Source organism: Comamonas sp. CAH-2 (assembly GCF_009668305.1).
GTDB classification, from domain to species: domain Bacteria; phylum Pseudomonadota; class Gammaproteobacteria; order Burkholderiales; family Burkholderiaceae_C; genus Comamonas; species Comamonas aquatica.
In genome coordinates this window covers 36,919-53,147 of the sequence record NZ_VSWF01000023.1, presented here as the reverse complement: position 1 = coordinate 53,147, position 16,229 = coordinate 36,919, and the positions used below count along the sequence as shown (strand labels likewise).

Annotated in this window: 19 protein-coding genes; 5 read left to right on the top strand and 14 right to left on the bottom strand. The window is 65.9% G+C overall.

What is annotated here, in order from left to right; translation table 11 throughout:
• Nucleotides 1–166 precede the first annotated feature (166 nt).
• The 4 genes from FYM52_RS13005 (at nt 167) to FYM52_RS12990 (ending at nt 3,917) form a co-directional block, all read left to right on the top strand.
• A complete protein-coding gene (locus tag FYM52_RS13005) occupies nt 167–1,006 on the top strand; it encodes an isochorismatase family protein (protein WP_154164398.1) in 840 nt (279 codons plus the stop codon).
• A gap of 21 nt (nt 1,007–1,027) precedes the next feature.
• Nucleotides 1,028–2,233 carry a nicotinate phosphoribosyltransferase gene (gene pncB, locus FYM52_RS13000; RefSeq protein ID WP_154164397.1) on the top strand — a complete coding sequence of 402 codons (1,206 nt, stop codon included), beginning with the start codon at nt 1,028–1,030 and terminating at the stop codon, nt 2,231–2,233.
• 95 nt (nt 2,234–2,328) lie between these two features.
• On the top strand, nt 2,329–3,402 hold the full coding sequence (locus FYM52_RS12995) for an NUDIX domain-containing protein (protein WP_238826207.1): 1,074 nt from the start codon (nt 2,329–2,331) through the stop codon (nt 3,400–3,402).
• A gap of 20 nt (nt 3,403–3,422) precedes the next feature.
• A complete protein-coding gene (locus FYM52_RS12990; protein ID WP_154164395.1) occupies nt 3,423–3,917 on the top strand; it encodes a GNAT family N-acetyltransferase in 495 nt (164 codons plus the stop codon).
• A gap of 52 nt (nt 3,918–3,969) precedes the next feature.
• Here the strand turns inward: FYM52_RS12990 and ccmI are convergent, their stop codons facing one another.
• From ccmI to napE, 14 genes are read right to left on the bottom strand one after another with little or no spacing between them, the layout of a single operon-like run.
• Nucleotides 3,970–4,881 carry a c-type cytochrome biogenesis protein CcmI gene (gene ccmI, locus FYM52_RS12985; protein ID WP_154164394.1) on the bottom strand — a complete coding sequence of 304 codons (912 nt, stop codon included), beginning with the start codon at nt 4,879–4,881 and terminating at the stop codon, nt 3,970–3,972.
• Nucleotides 4,878–5,345 carry a cytochrome c-type biogenesis protein gene (locus FYM52_RS12980; protein ID WP_154164393.1) on the bottom strand — a complete coding sequence of 156 codons (468 nt, stop codon included), beginning with the start codon at nt 5,343–5,345 and terminating at the stop codon, nt 4,878–4,880. The genes ccmI and FYM52_RS12980 overlap by 4 nt, the downstream gene beginning before the upstream one ends.
• Nucleotides 5,342–5,863 (bottom strand): DsbE family thiol:disulfide interchange protein, encoded by a 522-nt coding sequence (locus FYM52_RS12975; RefSeq protein ID WP_043383209.1) that lies wholly within the window; start codon nt 5,861–5,863, stop codon nt 5,342–5,344. Before FYM52_RS12975 ends, FYM52_RS12980 begins: the two co-directional genes overlap by 4 nt.
• A complete protein-coding gene (locus tag FYM52_RS12970; protein ID WP_154164392.1) occupies nt 5,863–7,857 on the bottom strand; it encodes a heme lyase CcmF/NrfE family subunit in 1,995 nt (664 codons plus the stop codon). The genes FYM52_RS12975 and FYM52_RS12970 overlap by 1 nt, the downstream gene beginning before the upstream one ends.
• On the bottom strand, nt 7,854–8,297 hold the full coding sequence (gene ccmE, locus FYM52_RS12965; protein ID WP_042414714.1) for a cytochrome c maturation protein CcmE: 444 nt from the start codon (nt 8,295–8,297) through the stop codon (nt 7,854–7,856). The genes FYM52_RS12970 and ccmE overlap by 4 nt, the downstream gene beginning before the upstream one ends.
• Complete coding sequence (gene ccmD / locus FYM52_RS12960; RefSeq protein ID WP_070356664.1) at nt 8,294–8,437, bottom strand: heme exporter protein CcmD; 144 nt, start codon at nt 8,435–8,437, stop codon at nt 8,294–8,296. The genes ccmE and ccmD overlap by 4 nt, the downstream gene beginning before the upstream one ends.
• Complete coding sequence (gene ccmC, locus FYM52_RS12955; RefSeq protein ID WP_162858924.1) at nt 8,437–9,201, bottom strand: heme ABC transporter permease CcmC; 765 nt, start codon at nt 9,199–9,201, stop codon at nt 8,437–8,439. Before ccmC ends, ccmD begins: the two co-directional genes overlap by 1 nt.
• Nucleotide 9,202: 1 nt before the next feature.
• Nucleotides 9,203–9,859, bottom strand: a complete 657-nt coding sequence (gene ccmB, locus FYM52_RS12950; protein ID WP_042414716.1) for a heme exporter protein CcmB — start codon at nt 9,857–9,859, stop codon at nt 9,203–9,205.
• The gene (gene ccmA / locus FYM52_RS12945) at nt 9,853–10,533 is read right to left on the bottom strand and encodes a heme ABC exporter ATP-binding protein CcmA (protein WP_154164391.1); all 681 of its coding nucleotides are present in this window, start codon (nt 10,531–10,533) and stop codon (nt 9,853–9,855) included. Before ccmA ends, ccmB begins: the two co-directional genes overlap by 7 nt.
• Before the next feature lie 4 nt (nt 10,534–10,537).
• The gene (locus FYM52_RS12940; RefSeq protein WP_042414938.1) at nt 10,538–11,176 is read right to left on the bottom strand and encodes a cytochrome c3 family protein; all 639 of its coding nucleotides are present in this window, start codon (nt 11,174–11,176) and stop codon (nt 10,538–10,540) included.
• A gap of 14 nt (nt 11,177–11,190) precedes the next feature.
• Complete coding sequence (locus FYM52_RS12935; protein WP_042414722.1) at nt 11,191–11,685, bottom strand: nitrate reductase cytochrome c-type subunit; 495 nt, start codon at nt 11,683–11,685, stop codon at nt 11,191–11,193.
• A gap of 21 nt (nt 11,686–11,706) precedes the next feature.
• Entirely contained in the window at nt 11,707–14,202 is a 2,496-nt protein-coding gene (gene napA / locus FYM52_RS12930) for a periplasmic nitrate reductase subunit alpha (RefSeq protein WP_154164390.1), read from the bottom strand.
• Nucleotides 14,195–14,491, bottom strand: a complete 297-nt coding sequence (locus FYM52_RS12925) for a chaperone NapD (RefSeq protein ID WP_231499173.1) — start codon at nt 14,489–14,491, stop codon at nt 14,195–14,197. The genes napA and FYM52_RS12925 overlap by 8 nt, the downstream gene beginning before the upstream one ends.
• Nucleotides 14,484–14,642 (bottom strand): periplasmic nitrate reductase, NapE protein, encoded by a 159-nt coding sequence (napE, locus tag FYM52_RS12920; protein ID WP_042414731.1) that lies wholly within the window; start codon nt 14,640–14,642, stop codon nt 14,484–14,486. Before napE ends, FYM52_RS12925 begins: the two co-directional genes overlap by 8 nt.
• Before the next feature lie 350 nt (nt 14,643–14,992).
• Here napE and FYM52_RS12915 point away from each other — a divergent pair, with 350 nt between their 5' ends.
• Entirely contained in the window at nt 14,993–16,228 is a 1,236-nt protein-coding gene (locus FYM52_RS12915; RefSeq protein ID WP_154164389.1) for an NnrS family protein, read from the top strand.
• Nucleotide 16,229: the final 1 nt, after the last annotated feature.

Genomic DNA, 16,229 nt, shown 5'->3' with positions numbered 1-16,229 from the left:
GTGCCCCCCAGCCCGCCCCTGTGCGGGCTTTTTTACGCCCTGGTGGCACCCACGCGCACGCGACCGCCACCCACGCCTGCCCCCCAGCCGGCGTTCCGTCCCGTGCGCGGCAGGAGCTTCTACACTTCACCCTTTGTGCTCGACGCACCCGCGCCCTCCCGCCGCCATGACCCTTGCCACCCAACTGCTGCTCATCGATCCGCAAAACGACTTCTGCGATCTGTCAGCGGCGCTGTGCCCCACGCTGGACGGCACGGCCCTGCAGCCCAGCCTGCCCGTGCCCGGCGCCCATGCCGACATGCAACGCCTGGCCAGTTGGCTGCGCGCGCAGATGCAGGCCGTGGACCACATCACCGTGACCCTGGATGCACACCAGGTGTTCGACATCGCGCACCCGGCTTTCTGGCAGCACGCCGACGGGTCCGCCGTGCCCGCCTTCACCGCCATCACAGCGGCGCAGGTGCGCGCCGGGGCCTATGCGCCGCGCACGCCGGCCCACCTGGCGCGCGCCCTGGCCTACCTGGATGCCCTGGAAGCACGCGGGCGCTACACCCTGATGGTCTGGCCCGTGCACTGCGAGATCGGCACCTGGGGCCACGGCGTGCATGCCGAGGTGCAGGCCGCCTGCCGCGACTGGCAGGTGACCCGCCAGCGCGCGGTGACACACGTGTTCAAAGGCAGCCACCCCTGGACCGAGCACTACAGCGCCCTGGCCGCCGAGGTGCCCGACCCGCAGGTCCCGGACACCTGCCTGAACCACGCGCTGCTGGACACGCTGCTGCAAGCCCAGCGCCTGGTGGTGGCGGGCGAGGCCAGCAGCCATTGCGTGCGCGCCACGGTCGAGCACCTGCTGGAGGCCGCGCCCTCCGGCTTTGCCCCACGCGTCGTGCTGCTGACCGACTGCATGAGCCCCGTGCACGGCTTTGCTGCGCAGCATGCCGACTTCCTACAGCGCATGCAGGCCGCCGGCGTGCAGCTGCACACCACCGCCACCCTGCGCCTGTAACTTCTTTTGCCCACGCCTGCCATGCCCATCGTCCCCAGCCTGCTGGACACCGACCTCTACAAATTCACCATGTGGCAGGCGATGCTGCACCGCCACCCGCAAACCCAGGCCGAATACCGCTTTGCCTGCCGCAATGCCACGGCCTACCCGCTGGCCGAGCTGATCGACGACGTGAACGCCGAGCTGGACCACCTGTGCAGCCTGCGCTTTGCCAAGGACGAGCTGGAATACCTGGGCCAGCTGCGCTACATCAAGAGCGACTTCGTCGACTTTCTGCGGCTGTTCCAGTTCCAGCGCGACTTCATCCGCGTGCAGGCCACGCCCGAAGGCGGCCTGTCCATCGAGGCCCACGGTCCCCAGGTGCATGTCATGGGCTTCGAGATCCATGTGCTGGCCATCGTCAACGAGCTGTACTTCCGCCGCCTGGCCCAGCCGGACACCCTGGCCGAAGGCCGCCGGCGCCTGCAGGCCAAGATCGCCCAGCTGCAAACCCTGGCGAGTGGCCCGGTGCTGGCCCACCCCTTCGAGCTGTCGGATTTCGGCCTGCGCCGGCGCTTTTCCGCCGCCTGGCAGCACGAGGTGGTGGCCACGCTGACGGCGCAGGCCGCGCAGTGGTTCAAAGGCACCTCCAGCGTGCTGCTGGCCAAGCAACTGGGCATCGCGCCGCTGGGCACCATGGCCCACGAATACATGCAGAGCTATCAGTCCCTGGGCGTGCGCCTGCGCGACTTCCAGAAGTCCGCGCTGGAAGACTGGGTGCAGGAGTACCGGGGCGACCTGGGCATTGCGCTGACCGACACCGTCGGCATGCGCGCCTTCCTGGCCGACTTCGACCTGTACTTCGCCAAGCTGTTCGACGGCCTGCGCCACGACTCGGGCGACCCGTTCGCCTGGGGCGAGCAGGCGATCGCCCACTACCGCGAGCTGCGCATCAACCCGCACACCAAGCGGCTGGTGTTCTCGGACGGGCTGAACCTGGACAAGGCCCTGGCCCTGTGGCGCCACTTTGCGCCGCACATCCAGCTGGGCTTCGGCATCGGCACCAACCTGACCAACGACCTGGGCCTGCAGCCGCTGAACATCGTCATGAAGCTGGTGCGCGCCAACGGCCAGCCCGTGGCCAAGATTTCCGACACCCCCGGCAAGACCCTGTGCGACGATGAGACCTACCTGGCCTACCTGCGCCAAGTGTTCGACATTGCCGACCCCGAAACCGCAACCACCTAAAAACCATAGCTTCCAGCGCTTGCCACCAGGCCACTTCAGACACAAAAACACCTGAAAAGCTTCAAGGACGAACGCCAGCAGCTATGCTTTTCACCATGCCCCACGCTGCTCCCCCGCCCCACACCGCCGTCCTCATCGGCCGCTTCCAGCCCTTGCACCTTGGCCACCTGGCCCTGCTACAGCAGGCCCTGGCGGTGGCGCAGCAGGTGGTCGTCGTGCTGGGCAGCGCCTGGCAGGCGCGCAGCCCCAAGAACCCCTTCACCTGGCCAGAGCGCGAAGCCCTGATCCGCGAGAGCCTGCCGCCCGCCGATGCCGCCCGCGTGCGCTGCGTGCCCGTGCGCGACTACTACGACGAGCCGCGCTGGGTGCAGGCCGTGATGGCCGCCGTGCACACCCAGGTGCCGCCCGGCGCGCGCGTGGCCCTGGTCGGCCACTTCAAGGACGACAGCAGCCATTACCTGGCGCGCTTCCCGGGCTGGGAGCTGCTCAGCCTGCCGCGCCAGGGCGACTTTGACGCCACCCCCATCCGCGCCTGCTACTGGAACCTGGACGAACAGCCGCAGGCTGCCGTGGCGCACCAACTGAGCGCCCTGCTGCCCCCTGCCGTCGCCGACTGGCTGCAGGCCTGGCAGGCCAGCCCCGACTACGCCGCCCTGCACGCCGAATGGCGCATGCTCAGCGGCTACCGCGCCGCCTGGGCGGCCGCCCCGTATCCGCCGGTGTTTGTCACCGTCGACGGGCTGCTGCTGTGCCACGGCCATGTGCTGCTGATCCAGCGCGGCCACGCCCCCGGCAAGGGCCTGTGGGCCCTGCCCGGCGGCTTTGTCGAGCCACGCGACACCCTGTGGCAGTCCTGCCTGCGCGAGCTGACCGAGGAAACCGCCCTGCCGCTGACCGCGGCCGCGCTGCAATCCACCCTGCAGGGCGTGGAAGTGTTCGACCACCCGGACCGCAGCCTGCGCGGGCGCACCATCACCCACGTGTTTGTCTGCCACCTGCCGGGCACCACGCTGCCCGCTGTGCAAGCCGGCGACGACGCGGCCGCCGCGCGCTGGGTGCCCCTGCAGGCCCTGGCCGGCCTGGAGACGCAGATGTTCGAAGACCACTTCCACGTGCTGCGCCGCTGTTTTGAACGCTTTGGCGCCGGCCCCGTGCCCGCCCTGCCCTGATGCCCCTGGAACCGAGCCCCATGACCACCCCGCTGACCATCCGCCCCGCCACCATCGACGACACCGACCTGATCCTGCACTTTGTGCGCGAGTTGGCCATCTACGAAAAGGCCGAGCACGAAGTGCTGGCCACGCCCGCCCACGTGCACCGCACCCTGTTTGGCGCCAGCCCCAAGGTGTTCGGCCTGATCTGCCTGGAGGGCGACACACCCGTGGGCTTTGCCGTGTATTTCTTCAACTACTCCACCTGGCAAGGCCAGCACGGCCTGTACCTGGAAGACTTGTACGTCTCGCCCGAGCAGCGCGGCAAGGGTGCCGGCAAGGCCTTGCTGCAGCACCTGGCCCGCATCGCCGTGGAGCAGGACTGCGGCCGCTTTGAATGGAGCGTGCTGGACTGGAACGCCCCGTCCATCGCCTTCTACGACAGCCTGGACGCCCAGCCCCAGTCGGAGTGGATTCGCTACCGCCTGACCGGGCCGGCCCTGCACGCGCTGGCCGCCGCCCCCGCAGCCTGAAGCCCAGCACCGGGCCAGCTGCACGGCCCGGTCGCCCGGTCTCGCCTGGCGCCTAGCGCGCGGGGGGCTGCGCCGGTGCAGCTGCTAGCTCGCGCAGCAGCAGCTCCAGCTTCACCAGATCATCCTGCACCTGCAGTGCCACGTCGGAGCCAGGCTCCAGCAAGGCCAGCAGCGCCTGCCAGTGGTCGCGCGCGGCCCGCGGATTGCCCGCCTGCAAGGCCGCCGCACCGGCCAGCGCCAACGCCTTGGGTTGCTGCGCGTCCAGGCGCAGCGCCTGGGTGATCGCGGCGCCCGCCGCACCGTCCAGGCGCCCCTGCTGCGCAGAGGCCTGGGCGTCTGCCAGGTCCGCCCAGATGCGTGCCTGCTCCGTGGCTTCCTGGCCCTGGGCTTGCACCGTCTGCAGCGCGCCCTGGTAGGCCTGGGCAGCATCGGCATAGCGCTCCAGGGTTTCGTAGGAGCGTGCCAGCATCACCCACCCCGGCAGGTTGTCGGGCTGCGCCTGCAAACGCTGCGCCAGGCCGGCCACCATGGCCTCGACCTGTGCCTGGCCCGCACTGTGGCCCATGGCATCCGCCTGGGCCAGGCGGGCTGCGGCCTGCGGATCGCCCACCTGCACATACAGCCCCCATGCCGCCACGGGCAGCAGCACGGCCAGCACCAGGGCGCTGGCGCGTGGCAGCCATGGCCGTTGCCGCCAGGCCCGGGGCTGCGCGCGCTGCGCCAGCTCCTGCAGCAGGCGGCGCTGCAACTCGTCCTCGGCCTGGGCCAGATCGGCCGCATCGAGGCTGCCGGCGCGGTGTTCCCGCGCCAGCTCCTGCAACTGGGCCTGGTACAGTGCCCGCAGGGCGTCATCGCTGCCGGTCACCGGCTGGGCCGCATCCCGCAGCAGGCTGGGCAGCAGCACCGCCAGGCACAGCAACACCAGGGCCAGCGCCCCCAGCCACAATCCCACCATATCGCTCATGGACGGTCCTCCGGTGTCGGTGTGTCCTGGCGGTTCTCCAGCCACGCCTGGGCCCGTGCCCGCTCCTGCGGGCTCAATCCCGGGCGGGCCACGCTCTGGTGGCGCCGGCGCAGCGTGCGCCACAGCAGCAGCAAGCCGCCCAGCAGCACGACAAACGGGGCGCACCACAGCACCCAGGTCGAAGGCTTCCACGGTGGTGCATAGCGCACAAAACTGCCATACCGCTGCTCGAAAAAGGCCACCACCTCGGCATCGCTGCGGCCCTGCGCCAGCTGCACCGCAATTTCTTTGCGCATGTCCTTGGCAATCGGCGCCTGAGATTCGGCCACGGTCTGGTTCTGGCAGACCACGCAGCGCAGCCGGGCGGCCAGGGCCGCCTCGCGCGCTTCCAGTTCCAGGTCTTGCGCGGCGAAGACACCGGGGCAGACCAGGGCGGCGCACAGCGCCAGGGACCAGGGTTTCATTGCACGGCCCTCACCACAGGCATCAGTTTGTCGTTCCACACCTCGGGCGTCACCGGCCCCAGGTGGCGGTAGCGGACCCGGCCCTGGGCATCGATCACAAAGGTTTCCGGCACGGCATGGATGCCAAAGTCCATGCCGACCCGGCCATCGGCATCCACCGCAGAAGCCACATACGGGTTGCCGGCCACGCGCAGCAGGGCCTGGGCCTTGGCGGGCTGGTCCTTGTAGTTCAGGCCATAAATGGCCACCCCGTCCTTGCGCGACATCTCCACCAGGATCGGCAGCTCCTGGCGGCAGGGTGCGCACCAGGAGGCCCAGACGTTCAGCAGCCAGACCTGGCCCTGCAGCGCCTGGGGCGTCAGCCGGGCGCCTTCCGGCCCCTGCAGCACCGGCAGGTCGAAGACCGGCACCGGCTGCTGCAAGAGGGCCGATTCCAGCGCCCGCGGATCACGTTGCAAGCCCAGGCCCAGCATGACCGCCAGCCCCAGGAAAACCGCCAAAGGAATGACAAAACGCATCACGCCACCTTGTGCGCCACGACGCTGCGCGCGGCATGGGGCACGCGCTGGCGCCCGGTGCGAAAACGCTTGTCCAGCAGGCTCAAGCCCGCCCCCAGTGCCATCATGAAAGTCCCCATCCAGATCCACTCCATCCAGGGTTTGACCTGCAGACGCACAGTCCAGGCCTGCCCGGTCTCATCCAGCGGCTCGCCCAGTGCGATGAACACATCGCGTGTCCAGCGGCTGTCGATGGCCGCCTGGCTCAGCCCCATGGTCTGCACCCGGTAGGCGCGTTTTTCGGGGTACATGTCCCAGCTCTGGTCCCCATCGCTGACGCGAAAGTGGGCGCGCTGGGCATCGTAGTTGGGCCCCTCCACCGAGGACAGTCCCACCAGGGTAAAGCGGTAATGGCCAGCCTCCACGCTCTGGCCCTGGGCCACATGGGTTTCGCGCTTGGTCTCCAGCCCGTTGGCCAGGCTCACGGCCATCACGAACACGCCCACGCCGGCATGCGCCATCACCGTGCCCCACCAGCCCCATGGCTGACGGGCCACGCGCTGCCAGCCTGCGCCCTGCCGCACCGCAGGCAGCAGACGCTGGACGGCATGCGCCAGCGTGCTCAGCAGGCACCACAGGCCCAAGGCCACTCCCAACAAGGTCACGGGCGTGATGGACCCGGCCTGGGTCAGACCCAGCACGGCCACGCCCACCACGGTTAGCACCAGGGCCATACGCAGCCGCTGCCACAGCTCGCGGCCCGAACCCTGCTTCCAGCGGGCCACCGTGCCGCAACCCATCAAGGCCAGCGCCGGCAGGACCAGCGGCAGAAAGACCGCTTCAAAATACGGTGGGCCGACCGAGATCTTTTCGTTGCGCAGCACATCCAGTGCTAGAGGGTACAGCGTGCCGATCAGCACGGCCAGGGCCGCGGCGCAGAACAGCACGTTGTTCACCAGCAGCAGTGTTTCGCGCGACAGCAAGGCGAACTGCCCGCCCCCGGTGCCCAGCTCTGGCGCCCGCCAGGCGTACAGCCACAGCGACACGCCCACCACCGCCACGATGAAGCACAGGATGAACAGGCCACGCCCCGGATCGACCGCAAACGCGTGGACCGAGGTCAGCACCCCGGAACGCACCAGGAACGTGCCCAGCAAGCACAGCGAAAACGCGCAGATCGCCAGCAATGCTGACCAACTGCGGAATGCGCCGCGCTGGTCTGTGACGATCAGCGAGTGCAGCAAGGCCGTGCCCACCAGCCAGGGCATGAAGGAGGCGTTTTCCACCGGATCCCAGAACCACCAGCCCCCCCAGCCCAGCACGTAATACGCCCAGGCGCTGCCCAGCAGGATGCCCAGCGTCAGAAAGCCCCAGGCAGCCAGCGTCCAGGACCGCGACCACCGCGCCCAGGCAGCGCCCAGCTCGCCCGAAATCAGGGCCGCCAGCGCAAACGCGAAGGGCACCACAAAACCCACATAGCCCATGTACAGCAGTGGCGGGTGAAAGACCATGCCCGGGTCCTGCAGCAAGGGATTCAGGTCCTTGCCCTCCAGCGCGGCCGGCACCAGGCGCAAGAACGGGTTGGACAGGAACAGCACGAACAGCAGAAACCCGACGCTGACCCAGCCCAGCACCGCCAGCACGCGAGCCACGAAATCGGCCGGCAATGCGCGGCTGCGCCAGGCGACCGCCACGCTCCAGCAGGCCAGCAGCACCTGCCACAGCAACATGGAGCCTTCATGCCCGCCCCAGAAGGCGGTCAGCTTGTAGATCATGGGCAAATCGCTGTGCGAGTTGGCCGCGACGTACAGCACGGAATAGTCCTGCGTGCCAAAGCACCAGAACAGCACGCCCGCCGCCAGCAGCGACAGCAGGCACTGCAGGGCGGCGGCGGGCCGCGCCAGGCGCACCCAGGCGGCAATCCCCCACTGGGCACCCAGCAACGGCAGCGTGGCCTGCACCAGCGCCACGATCAGCGCCAGCACCAGCGCAAACACCCCCAGCTCCGCCATCATGGCTGCCCCCTTGATGTCCGTGCGGCGTCTTCCAGTGCCTTGGCTGCTTCCGGGGGCATGTAGTTCTCATCGTGCTTGGCCAGCACCTCGGAGGCCTCGAACACTCCGTTCGCCTGCAGCTTGCCGGATGCGACCACCCCCTTGCCTTCGCGGAACAGATCGGGCAACAGTCCCTGGTAGCGCACCGGCACGCGCTGCACCTCGTCGGTCACCATGAACTGCACCTGCAGGCCATCGGCGGAGCGCTGCAGCGAGCCAACCTCCACCAGACCACCGATGCGAAAGGCGGCGCCTTGCGGCGCTTCGCCCGCATGGATCTGGCTGGGGCTGTAGAAAAACATGACATTCGCATCCAGTGCGCGCAACACCAGGGTGACGGCCAGCCCCACCAGGGCCACGCCGGCCAGCACCCACAACAGGCGCTTTCGACGGGGTTTCATGCAGCATCTCCCTCAGGGTCGCGCAGTGCGGGGCCCTGTCGCAGCCGACGCCAGCGCCACAGCAGCGCCAGGATTTCAAGCAGCAGGAGCGCTGCGCTGACACCATAGGCCAGCGCGATGTAAAAACCATGGGTCGCCATCACAGTTGCTCCTCTGCGGCACGTTCTCGAATCAGGCAGCGCGTGCGCAGCAAGCACACGGCCAGCGTATAGGCCCAGCACGCCATGGTCATCAGCAGCATGCCCGCCAGCATGGTGTGGGTCATGCTGGGGGCCGCATCCATGCGGATCGTGGCCCCCTGGTGCAGGGTGCTCCACCACTGCACCGAGAAATAGATGATGGGCACGTTCACCACGCCCGCCAACAGCACGATGGCACCGGCCGCATCGGCACGCTCGGGGTCTTCGATGGCCGAGGCCACCCCCAGGTAGCCCAGGTACAGAAACAGCAGGATCAGCTCCGAGGTCAGCCGCGCGTCCCACACCCACCATGCGCCCCAGGTGGGCTTGCCCCAGGCCGCGCCGGTCCACAGCGCGATCACGGTGAACAGGGCCCCGGTGGGCGCCAAGGCGCGCGCCAGCAGTGGTGACAGGCGGGTGCGGTAGACCAGGCCCAGCCCCGCGTGCACCGCCGCCACCACATAAATGAACATCGACATCCAGGCCGCAGGTACATGCAAAAAGATGATGCGATAGACCTCGCCCTGCTGGTAGTCGGTGGGGGCCACGAAAAAACCCACCCACAGCCCAGCCACGGTCAACGCCAGCGCCAGCACGGCCAGCCACGGCCACAGGCGTTGTGCCCAGTGGTCAAACACCGGCGGGGAGGCCAGTTGGCGCCAGCGAAAGCCTGCGGCCGCAGCACGCGGCGATCGAGGAGGAGAAGCAACAGGGGAAGGGTTCATATCATTCCAGCGCCAGCCTCAACGCCGCCGCAATCGTCCAGGGGCCGGCCAGCAGCGCCAGGCACAAACAGGCACCGAGCAAATTCAACGCGGGGGCCGCAGGCAGCCCCAGCAAGGACTGGGTCACGGCATGGCTGCCAAAGATCAGGATCGGCACGCTCAGCGGCAGCACGACCAGCACCAGCAGCAAAGCACCGCGCAAGCCCAGGGTCAGCGCAGCCCCCAGGGCCGCCAGCACGCACAGGCTGGGCGTGCCCAAGGCCAGCGACAGCAACAGCACCCCCATCACCTCTTCGCCCAGGCCATATTGCCAGCCCAGCAGCGGCGTGGCCAGCAGCAGCGGCAGCGTGCCCACCAGCCATTGCGCCCCCACCTTCACCCCCACCAGGAGCGGCAAAGGTGCAGGGGCCAGCAACCACTGCTCCAGTGAACCGTCTGCATGGTCCCCCTCGAACAGCCGGTGCTGGCCCAACAAGACCGCCAGCAAGGCCGCCACCCAAACAACGCCAGGCGCGATCTGCCGGAGCAAGACGCTGTCCGGCCCCAAAGCCAGCGGAAACAGGCTGCCCACCATCAGGAAAAACGCCAGACCACTCAGGGCATCGGCCGGCCGGCGGACGGCCAGACGCAGCTCGCGCACCACCACCGCTCTCAGCATGGCGCCTCCTGCTGCGCCGTAGCCGCGGAGGGGGCACTCAAGTCCAATACCGGGGCCGGCACGCCAGGCACCAGCAGACCGCGATGGCTGACCACCATCGCCAGCCCACCCGCCTGGGCGTGTGCCGACAGCAGTTGCACCAGCAATGCGCTGCCCTGTGCATCCAGCGCATTGTCTGGCTCGTCGAGCAACCACAGCGGGCGTTCACTGAGCAGGACCCGGGCAATCGCCACCCTCCGTCGCTGCCCCTGGGACAAGCGACCAAAAGGACGCGAAGCCACGTCCAGGACATCCAGTGTGCGCAGCACCTGGGCCGCACGTTCACCGGACCAGGGCACGGCCTGCATCTGGAGTGCGAAACGCAGATTCTCGATCCCACTGAGGGCATCGCTCATGCCGCACTGGTGCCCCAGGTACGACAGCTGCCGCTGGAACGCGGGGCTGGATGCGATGACACGCTGACCGCACCATGCCAGCGCCCCGGCACGCCAGGGCATCAGCCCGGCCAGACTGCGCAGCAAGGTGCTCTTGCCAGCGCCATTGCTGCCCTTGAGCTGCAGCACCTGGCCGGCCTGCAGGCTGAAATCGATCTGGCGCAACAGCACCCGGCCATTGCGGAGGCAGCCAAAGCCAGCAACGTCCAGGCTCCGTGGCGCATGCTCCGCAGACACCATGCGATCAGGGCTTGGCCATGGCGACAGGGGCTGGCACCACCTGGCCCGGGCTATCACTGGGGCCCACGCCCGGAGGAATGTGTGGCAGCTGGTGGGCAATTCCCTTGTGGCAATCGATGCAGGTTTTTTCCTTGTTCGCCAGGTAGGTGGAATGCATGTTCTGCGCCCGCTGACTCTGGCGTGTGAAGTCCATGGAGTCGTAGTTGTGGCAGTTTCTGCATTCCAGGGAATCGTTGGCTTTCAGGCGCGCCCATTCGTGCTGCGCCAGCTCCAGGCGCTTGGCATCAAATTTTTCCGGCGTATCCACCGTTCCAAAGATCTTGCCCCACACCTCCTTGGACGCCTGCATCTTGCGCGCCATCTTGTCGGTCCAGTTGTGCGGCACGTGGCAGTCCGAGCAGATCGCGCGCACCCCGGAGCGGTTGGTGTAGTGGATGGTGCTCTTCAGCTCGGCGAAGACGTTGTCGCGCATTTCATGGCAACCCGTACAGAACTTCTCGGTGTTCGTGACTTCCATCGCGGTATTGAAAGCCCCCCAGAACAGGATGCCCGCAATGAACCCGCCAATCGTCAGGAACCCAAGGCTGAAGTGGACGCTGGGGCGCCGTATGACGGCCCAGTAGCGCTTGAGTAATTGCAGCATGCTTGTGCCCCAGTTCATGGTTTCTTGGATGCGTTCGCAGGATTTTGCAATGCTTTCAGGAGCAGGCTGTCCACATCCTGGAATGTATTTCTTACGAAAGGCGTCGCATTGTCCTGCCCCACATGGCACTGCACGCAAAAGTAGCGCCGGGTCGAGATCTGCGCCAGGGTATTGCCATCGCGGTCCTGGTAGTGGGTGATGGAGACCGGGATCGCCTGAGAAACTTCCGCCTTGGTGCGGGAGTGGCAATCCATGCACTTGTTGAAGTTCTTGTCGACCTGGTAGCCATCGATGCGGTGCGGAATCACGGGCGGCTGCTGCGCGTAGTTGCGCGTGCGGCGCACATCATCGTTGATGGGGTTGCCCAACACCGGTGGCTTGGTGGTTTCCAGCAAGGGTGCCGTGCCGCGGGCCTTGTCGTACAAGGGCTCGGCGGAGGCCATGCCGGTCGCGGTGACCACACCGATACACAGCATCAGTGCCATTCCCAGTTTCTGTATGCGTTTCATGGGGTGCTCCTCTGCTTGTCCTCAGACCTTGGTCAGCCTCACGGCACACTTCTTGAAGTCGGTTTGCAACGAGATCGGATCGGTCGCGTCCAGCGTCACCTTGTTGATCAGCTGGCTAGCGTCAAACCATGGCACATAGACCAGACCACGCGGCGGCTTGTTGCGGCCACGGGTCTCCACGCGTGAACGGATGGCGCCACGGCGCGAGGCGACCTCAACCTCGCTGCCCCGGCGCAAACCCAGCGCTTTGGCATCGTCAGGGTGCATGTAGCACAGCGCATTCGGCACGGCACGGTGCAGCTCGGGCACGCGGCGGGTCATGGACCCGGAGTGCCAGTGCTCCAGCACGCGACCGGTGGACAGCCAGAACGGGTATTCCTGATCGGGAGCCTCGGCGGCCGGCTCATACGGCAGGCCAAAAATGACCGCCTTGCCATCTTTGTGGCCATAGAACTCGAAACCGGTGCCCGGCTTCACATACGGATCGGTCCCTTCGCGGTAGCGCCACTTGGTCTCCTGCCCATTGACCACCGGCCAGCGCAGGCCCCGCACCTGGTGGTAGACATCGAACGGTGCCAGATCGTGGCCATGGCCCCGTCCGAACGCGGCGTACTCCTCGAACAGCCCCTTCTGGGGGTAGAAGCCAAACGACTCGGCTTCGTGGTTGTTGTACCCCGCCTCGATGTCGGTCACGGGGAACTTGTCCACCTGGCCATTGCGGTACAACACATCGAACATGGTCTTGCCACGGTACTGCGGGGCCTTCGCCAGGAGCTCCTCAGGCCACACCTCCTCGATCTTGAAGCGCTTGGCAAACTCCATCAGCTGCCACAAGTCAGAACGTGCTTCACCCGGCGCCTTGACCAACTGGTGCCAGAAGTGCGTGCGGCGCTCAGCGTTGCCGTAGGCACCTTCCTTTTCCACCCACATGGCGGTCGGCAGAATCAGGTCCGCCGAGGTCGCGGTGACGGTGGGGTAGGCATCCGACACCACGATGAAGTTGTCCGGATTGCGATAGCCCGGATAGCCTTCCTGCACCAGGTTGGCGGCGGCCTGCATGTTGTTGGTCACCATGACCCAGTAGGCATTGAGCTTGCCGTCCTTGAGCATGCGGTGCTGCAGCACGGCGTGATAGCCGGGTTTTTCGGGGATGGTGCCCTCGGGCAGCTTCCAGATCTTTTCCGCGGTCTTGCGGTGCTCGGGATTGGTGACCACCATGTCCGCGGGCAGGCGGTGCGAGAACGTACCCACTTCGCGTGCCGTGCCACAGGCCGAAGGCTGGCCCGTCAGCGAGAAGGGACTGTTGCCCGGGGTCGCGATCTTGCCGGTGAGCAGGTGGATGTTGTAGACAAGGTTGTTGGCCCAGACGCCGCGCGTATGCTGGTTGAAGCCCATGGTCCAGAACGACACCACCTTGCGCTTGGGGTCCGCATACAGCTCGGCCAGCTCCTTGAGCCGGTTGGCCGGAACGCCCGTCAGCTTGGTGGTGTATTCCAGGGTGTAGGTGGAGACGAACTTGGCGTACTCCTCATACGTCATGGGCTTGGCCCCCCCTGGGTCTGCCGCATTCTTGGCGGCTTTCTGCAAGGGATGCTCGGGGCGCAACCCGTAACCGATGTCCGGATTGCCCAACTTGAAGTTGCAGTGCTTGGCCACGAACTCCTGGTTCACACGCCCCGTGGTGATGATGTGGTTGGCAATGTAGTTCAGGATCGCCAGGTCGGTCTGCGGCTTGAAGGTCAGCTCAATGTCTGCCAGTTCATACGAACGGTGCTCAAAGGTGGACAACACGGCCACCTTGACATTCGGCGCACTCAAGCGGCGATCCGTCACACGCGTCCAGAGCACAGGGTGCATTTCCGCCATGTTCGAACCCCAGAGCACAAAGGTGTCCGTGGCTTCGATGTCGTCGTAGCAACCCATGGGCTCGTCCATGCCGAAGGTGCGCATGAAGCCCGCTACCGCCGAGGCCATGCAATGGCGCGCATTCGGATCAATGTTGTTGGAGCGGAACCCGGCCTTGAACAGCTTGGATGCGGCATAGCCTTCCCAGACCGTCCACTGGCCCGAGCCGAACATGCCCACGCCGGACGGCCCCTTTTCCTTGAGCGCCTTCTTGAATTGCTGGGCCATCACGTCGAACGCGGTATCCCATGACACGTGCTGGAATTCCCCATCCTTGGCGTATTTGCCATTCTTCATGCGCAGCAACGGCCGTGTCAGACGGTCCTCGCCATACATGATCTTCGACAGGAAGTAGCCCTTGACGCAATTGAGGCCCCGATTCACTTCGGCCTGGGGATCGCCTTGGGTCGCCACCACCCGGTTGTCCTTGACGGCCACCATCACGCCGCAGCCGGTGCCACAGAAGCGGCAAGGCGCCTTGGACCATTTCATGGGCGTGCTACCACCCGCTTGCGCGCCCTCCTGGGAGATGGCGTGGATGGGAATGCCTGCCACAGCGCCCGCGGCGGCGGCAGCAGTTTGACGAACGAAATCGCGACGGGTGCTAGTCATGGGAGACTCCCTCGTTAAGTAATTGCCGGGGTTCTGCGTGCTGGTACACCAGAGAGACGTTCAGTACGCCATCGATCAACCGAATGTGCGCCACCTGATCCAGGATGAAGTCGGCGCTGGGACCCTCCAGGGTGACCACCAGCTTGCCGTCTGGATGGGTGCCATGCACTTGGACAGGCCCCATCGTGGTCAGCGCCTGCCCGACGGGATCCAGCGCCTGCGGCAGGACATGGACCACCAGGCTGGCAATGTGTAGCTCATCGGCCATTGAATGCGGGGCTTCAGGCATGCGGAGGACCCGCAAACATCTGGAAGATCCAGACCAGGAAGCCGTAGCCAGCAATGATCAAACCGGCCAACACCGGCGCCATCACCACCGTCAGGAAAGCGAAGCTGCGCAATTCTTCTTTGCGCGTCGTGGGATTCTTTTTCTCAAGCATGTGCCACCTTTCTGGATGACTGTGCAGGCTACGGCGGCTTGGCAAGACCTTCAATCCGCCCCAACCCGCACAGCCATGAACACTTGCACCGACTTTAAAGACATTGACCAAACATTCAATTGATGCGCATCAAATCGATATTCAAACTTAGCCTTCACCCATTAAAAAACACAGCAACCATCCGCTCCATTCGAAAATCTCTATCGATAACCGCAATATCCACAGCAATTCATACATCAATCAAACAATTAAAAGATTGATTTAAATCAAATAAAAATAATCATTTCAAACAGAAATATTCAGAAACATCTACCCTGGATGCAGGTTTTGTATTTATTGAAAAAACTGCAATGACTAGCCTTCTGAAAATCCAGGAACCGTCCACGCCGGAACCGCCGCAGCATCCGTCCCTGGTGGCCTTTCTGGAACTGGGGTTTCGGCCGCTGTACCTGTGTGGCGCCCTCTGGGCCATGGCGGCTGTATCGCTCTGGGTGTTTGCCCCCTCGCTGCTGCAGGGCGTGGTGGCCGGGGTCTTCTGGCACGCCCATGAAATGTTCTGGGGATTCATTGCAGCCATCACGGTGGGTTTTCTGCTGACCGCCACCAGCAACTGGACCGGCATGAATCCCTTGCAAGGCCCTGCACTGGGCGCACTGGTGCTGCTCTGGGCCACCGCACGCCTGGGCTTTCTTTGGCCCGGCGCCGTCGCCTTTACGGTGGCAAGCACCGCCGACCTGCTGTTCATCGCCATGGCAGCACTGGCGATAGGCCGCTGCCTGCTCGCACGCCAAAGCCGGCACAACTACCTCCTGGTTCTGCTGCTGCTTGGCATGGGCAGCGCCAACGCGGCGTACCTCTACGCGTGCTGGCACCAGCTCGACTACAGCGTAGTAATGCACTATTTCTTCACGGGCATGCTGTGCATGGCCGCCATTGCCTTGCTGATTGCCAGGCGGGTGATTCCATTTTTTGCCACGCGGGCACTCCCGCAACTCAACGTGTCGCGGCACACGCGCAGCGGTCAATGGCAGGCGGGATTGGCCGCTTGCGGCATCCTGGTGTGGCAATTCGGTCCTGATCCATGGGCCGCCCCGCTTTTCGCCGCGGCCGGGCTGCTCACCCTCTGGCACGTGATGGCCTGGAAGCCCTGGGCCGTGCTGCGCACGCCATTGCTCTGGATCCTCTACCTAGGCTATGCCGGGCTGGGACTGGGCCTGTGGGCCGCAGCCGCCTACGCCCTGGGCTGGACGGCACGCATGTCCTGGCCGGTCCACGTGCTCGGCATGGCCGGATTTGGCGCCCTCATCGTCGGCATGATCACGCGCACGGCCCTGGGTCACACCGGGCGAGCATTGGTCGCCGACCGCAGCATGGTGTGCAGCTATGGACTGGTGTTCTGCGCCGTTGTCTTGCGCCTGGTGGCCCTGGGCGCCAGCACCCACCCCGTGCCCTGGCTGCATGCCAGCGCCGCATGCTGGGTCTTGGCATTTGCCGTTTACTTATGGCGCTTCCTTCCAATGCTGGTGCGCCCACGTGCTGACCAGCGCCCCGGAAAACCCGTCCCCCTCCAACGCCGGCCTCACTAAG

Excerpts from the sequence above, each read along its gene's own strand:
- FYM52_RS12915 (WP_154164389.1), top strand. The coding sequence starts at position 14,993 with ATGACTAGCCTTCTGAAAATCCAGGAACCGTCCACGCCGGAACCGCCG.
- FYM52_RS12975 (WP_043383209.1), bottom strand. The coding sequence starts at position 5,863 with ATGCGTTTTGTCATTCCTTTGGCGGTTTTCCTGGGGCTGGCGGTCATG.
- ccmE (WP_042414714.1), bottom strand. The coding sequence starts at position 8,297 with ATGAAACCCCGTCGAAAGCGCCTGTTGTGGGTGCTGGCCGGCGTGGCC.
- FYM52_RS12940 (WP_042414938.1), bottom strand. The coding sequence starts at position 11,176 with ATGCTGCAATTACTCAAGCGCTACTGGGCCGTCATACGGCGCCCCAGC.
- ccmB (WP_042414716.1), bottom strand. The coding sequence starts at position 9,859 with ATGCTGAGAGCGGTGGTGGTGCGCGAGCTGCGTCTGGCCGTCCGCCGG.
- FYM52_RS12935 (WP_042414722.1), bottom strand. The coding sequence starts at position 11,685 with ATGAAACGCATACAGAAACTGGGAATGGCACTGATGCTGTGTATCGGT.
- FYM52_RS12970 (WP_154164392.1), bottom strand. The coding sequence starts at position 7,857 with ATGATGGCGGAGCTGGGGGTGTTTGCGCTGGTGCTGGCGCTGATCGTG.
- napA (WP_154164390.1), bottom strand. The coding sequence starts at position 14,202 with ATGACTAGCACCCGTCGCGATTTCGTTCGTCAAACTGCTGCCGCCGCC.
- napE (WP_042414731.1), bottom strand. The coding sequence starts at position 14,642 with ATGCTTGAGAAAAAGAATCCCACGACGCGCAAAGAAGAATTGCGCAGC.
- FYM52_RS12980 (WP_154164393.1), bottom strand. The coding sequence starts at position 5,345 with ATGAAACCCTGGTCCCTGGCGCTGTGCGCCGCCCTGGTCTGCCCCGGT.
- FYM52_RS12990 (WP_154164395.1), top strand. The coding sequence starts at position 3,423 with ATGACCACCCCGCTGACCATCCGCCCCGCCACCATCGACGACACCGAC.
- FYM52_RS12995 (WP_238826207.1), top strand. The coding sequence starts at position 2,329 with ATGCCCCACGCTGCTCCCCCGCCCCACACCGCCGTCCTCATCGGCCGC.
- ccmD (WP_070356664.1), bottom strand. The coding sequence starts at position 8,437 with ATGGCGACCCATGGTTTTTACATCGCGCTGGCCTATGGTGTCAGCGCA.
- ccmI (WP_154164394.1), bottom strand. The coding sequence starts at position 4,881 with ATGAGCGATATGGTGGGATTGTGGCTGGGGGCGCTGGCCCTGGTGTTG.
- ccmC (WP_162858924.1), bottom strand. The coding sequence starts at position 9,201 with ATGAACCCTTCCCCTGTTGCTTCTCCTCCTCGATCGCCGCGTGCTGCG.
- FYM52_RS12925 (WP_231499173.1), bottom strand. The coding sequence starts at position 14,491 with ATGCCTGAAGCCCCGCATTCAATGGCCGATGAGCTACACATTGCCAGC.
- ccmA (WP_154164391.1), bottom strand. The coding sequence starts at position 10,533 with ATGGTGTCTGCGGAGCATGCGCCACGGAGCCTGGACGTTGCTGGCTTT.
- pncB (WP_154164397.1), top strand. The coding sequence starts at position 1,028 with ATGCCCATCGTCCCCAGCCTGCTGGACACCGACCTCTACAAATTCACC.
- FYM52_RS13005 (WP_154164398.1), top strand. The coding sequence starts at position 167 with ATGACCCTTGCCACCCAACTGCTGCTCATCGATCCGCAAAACGACTTC.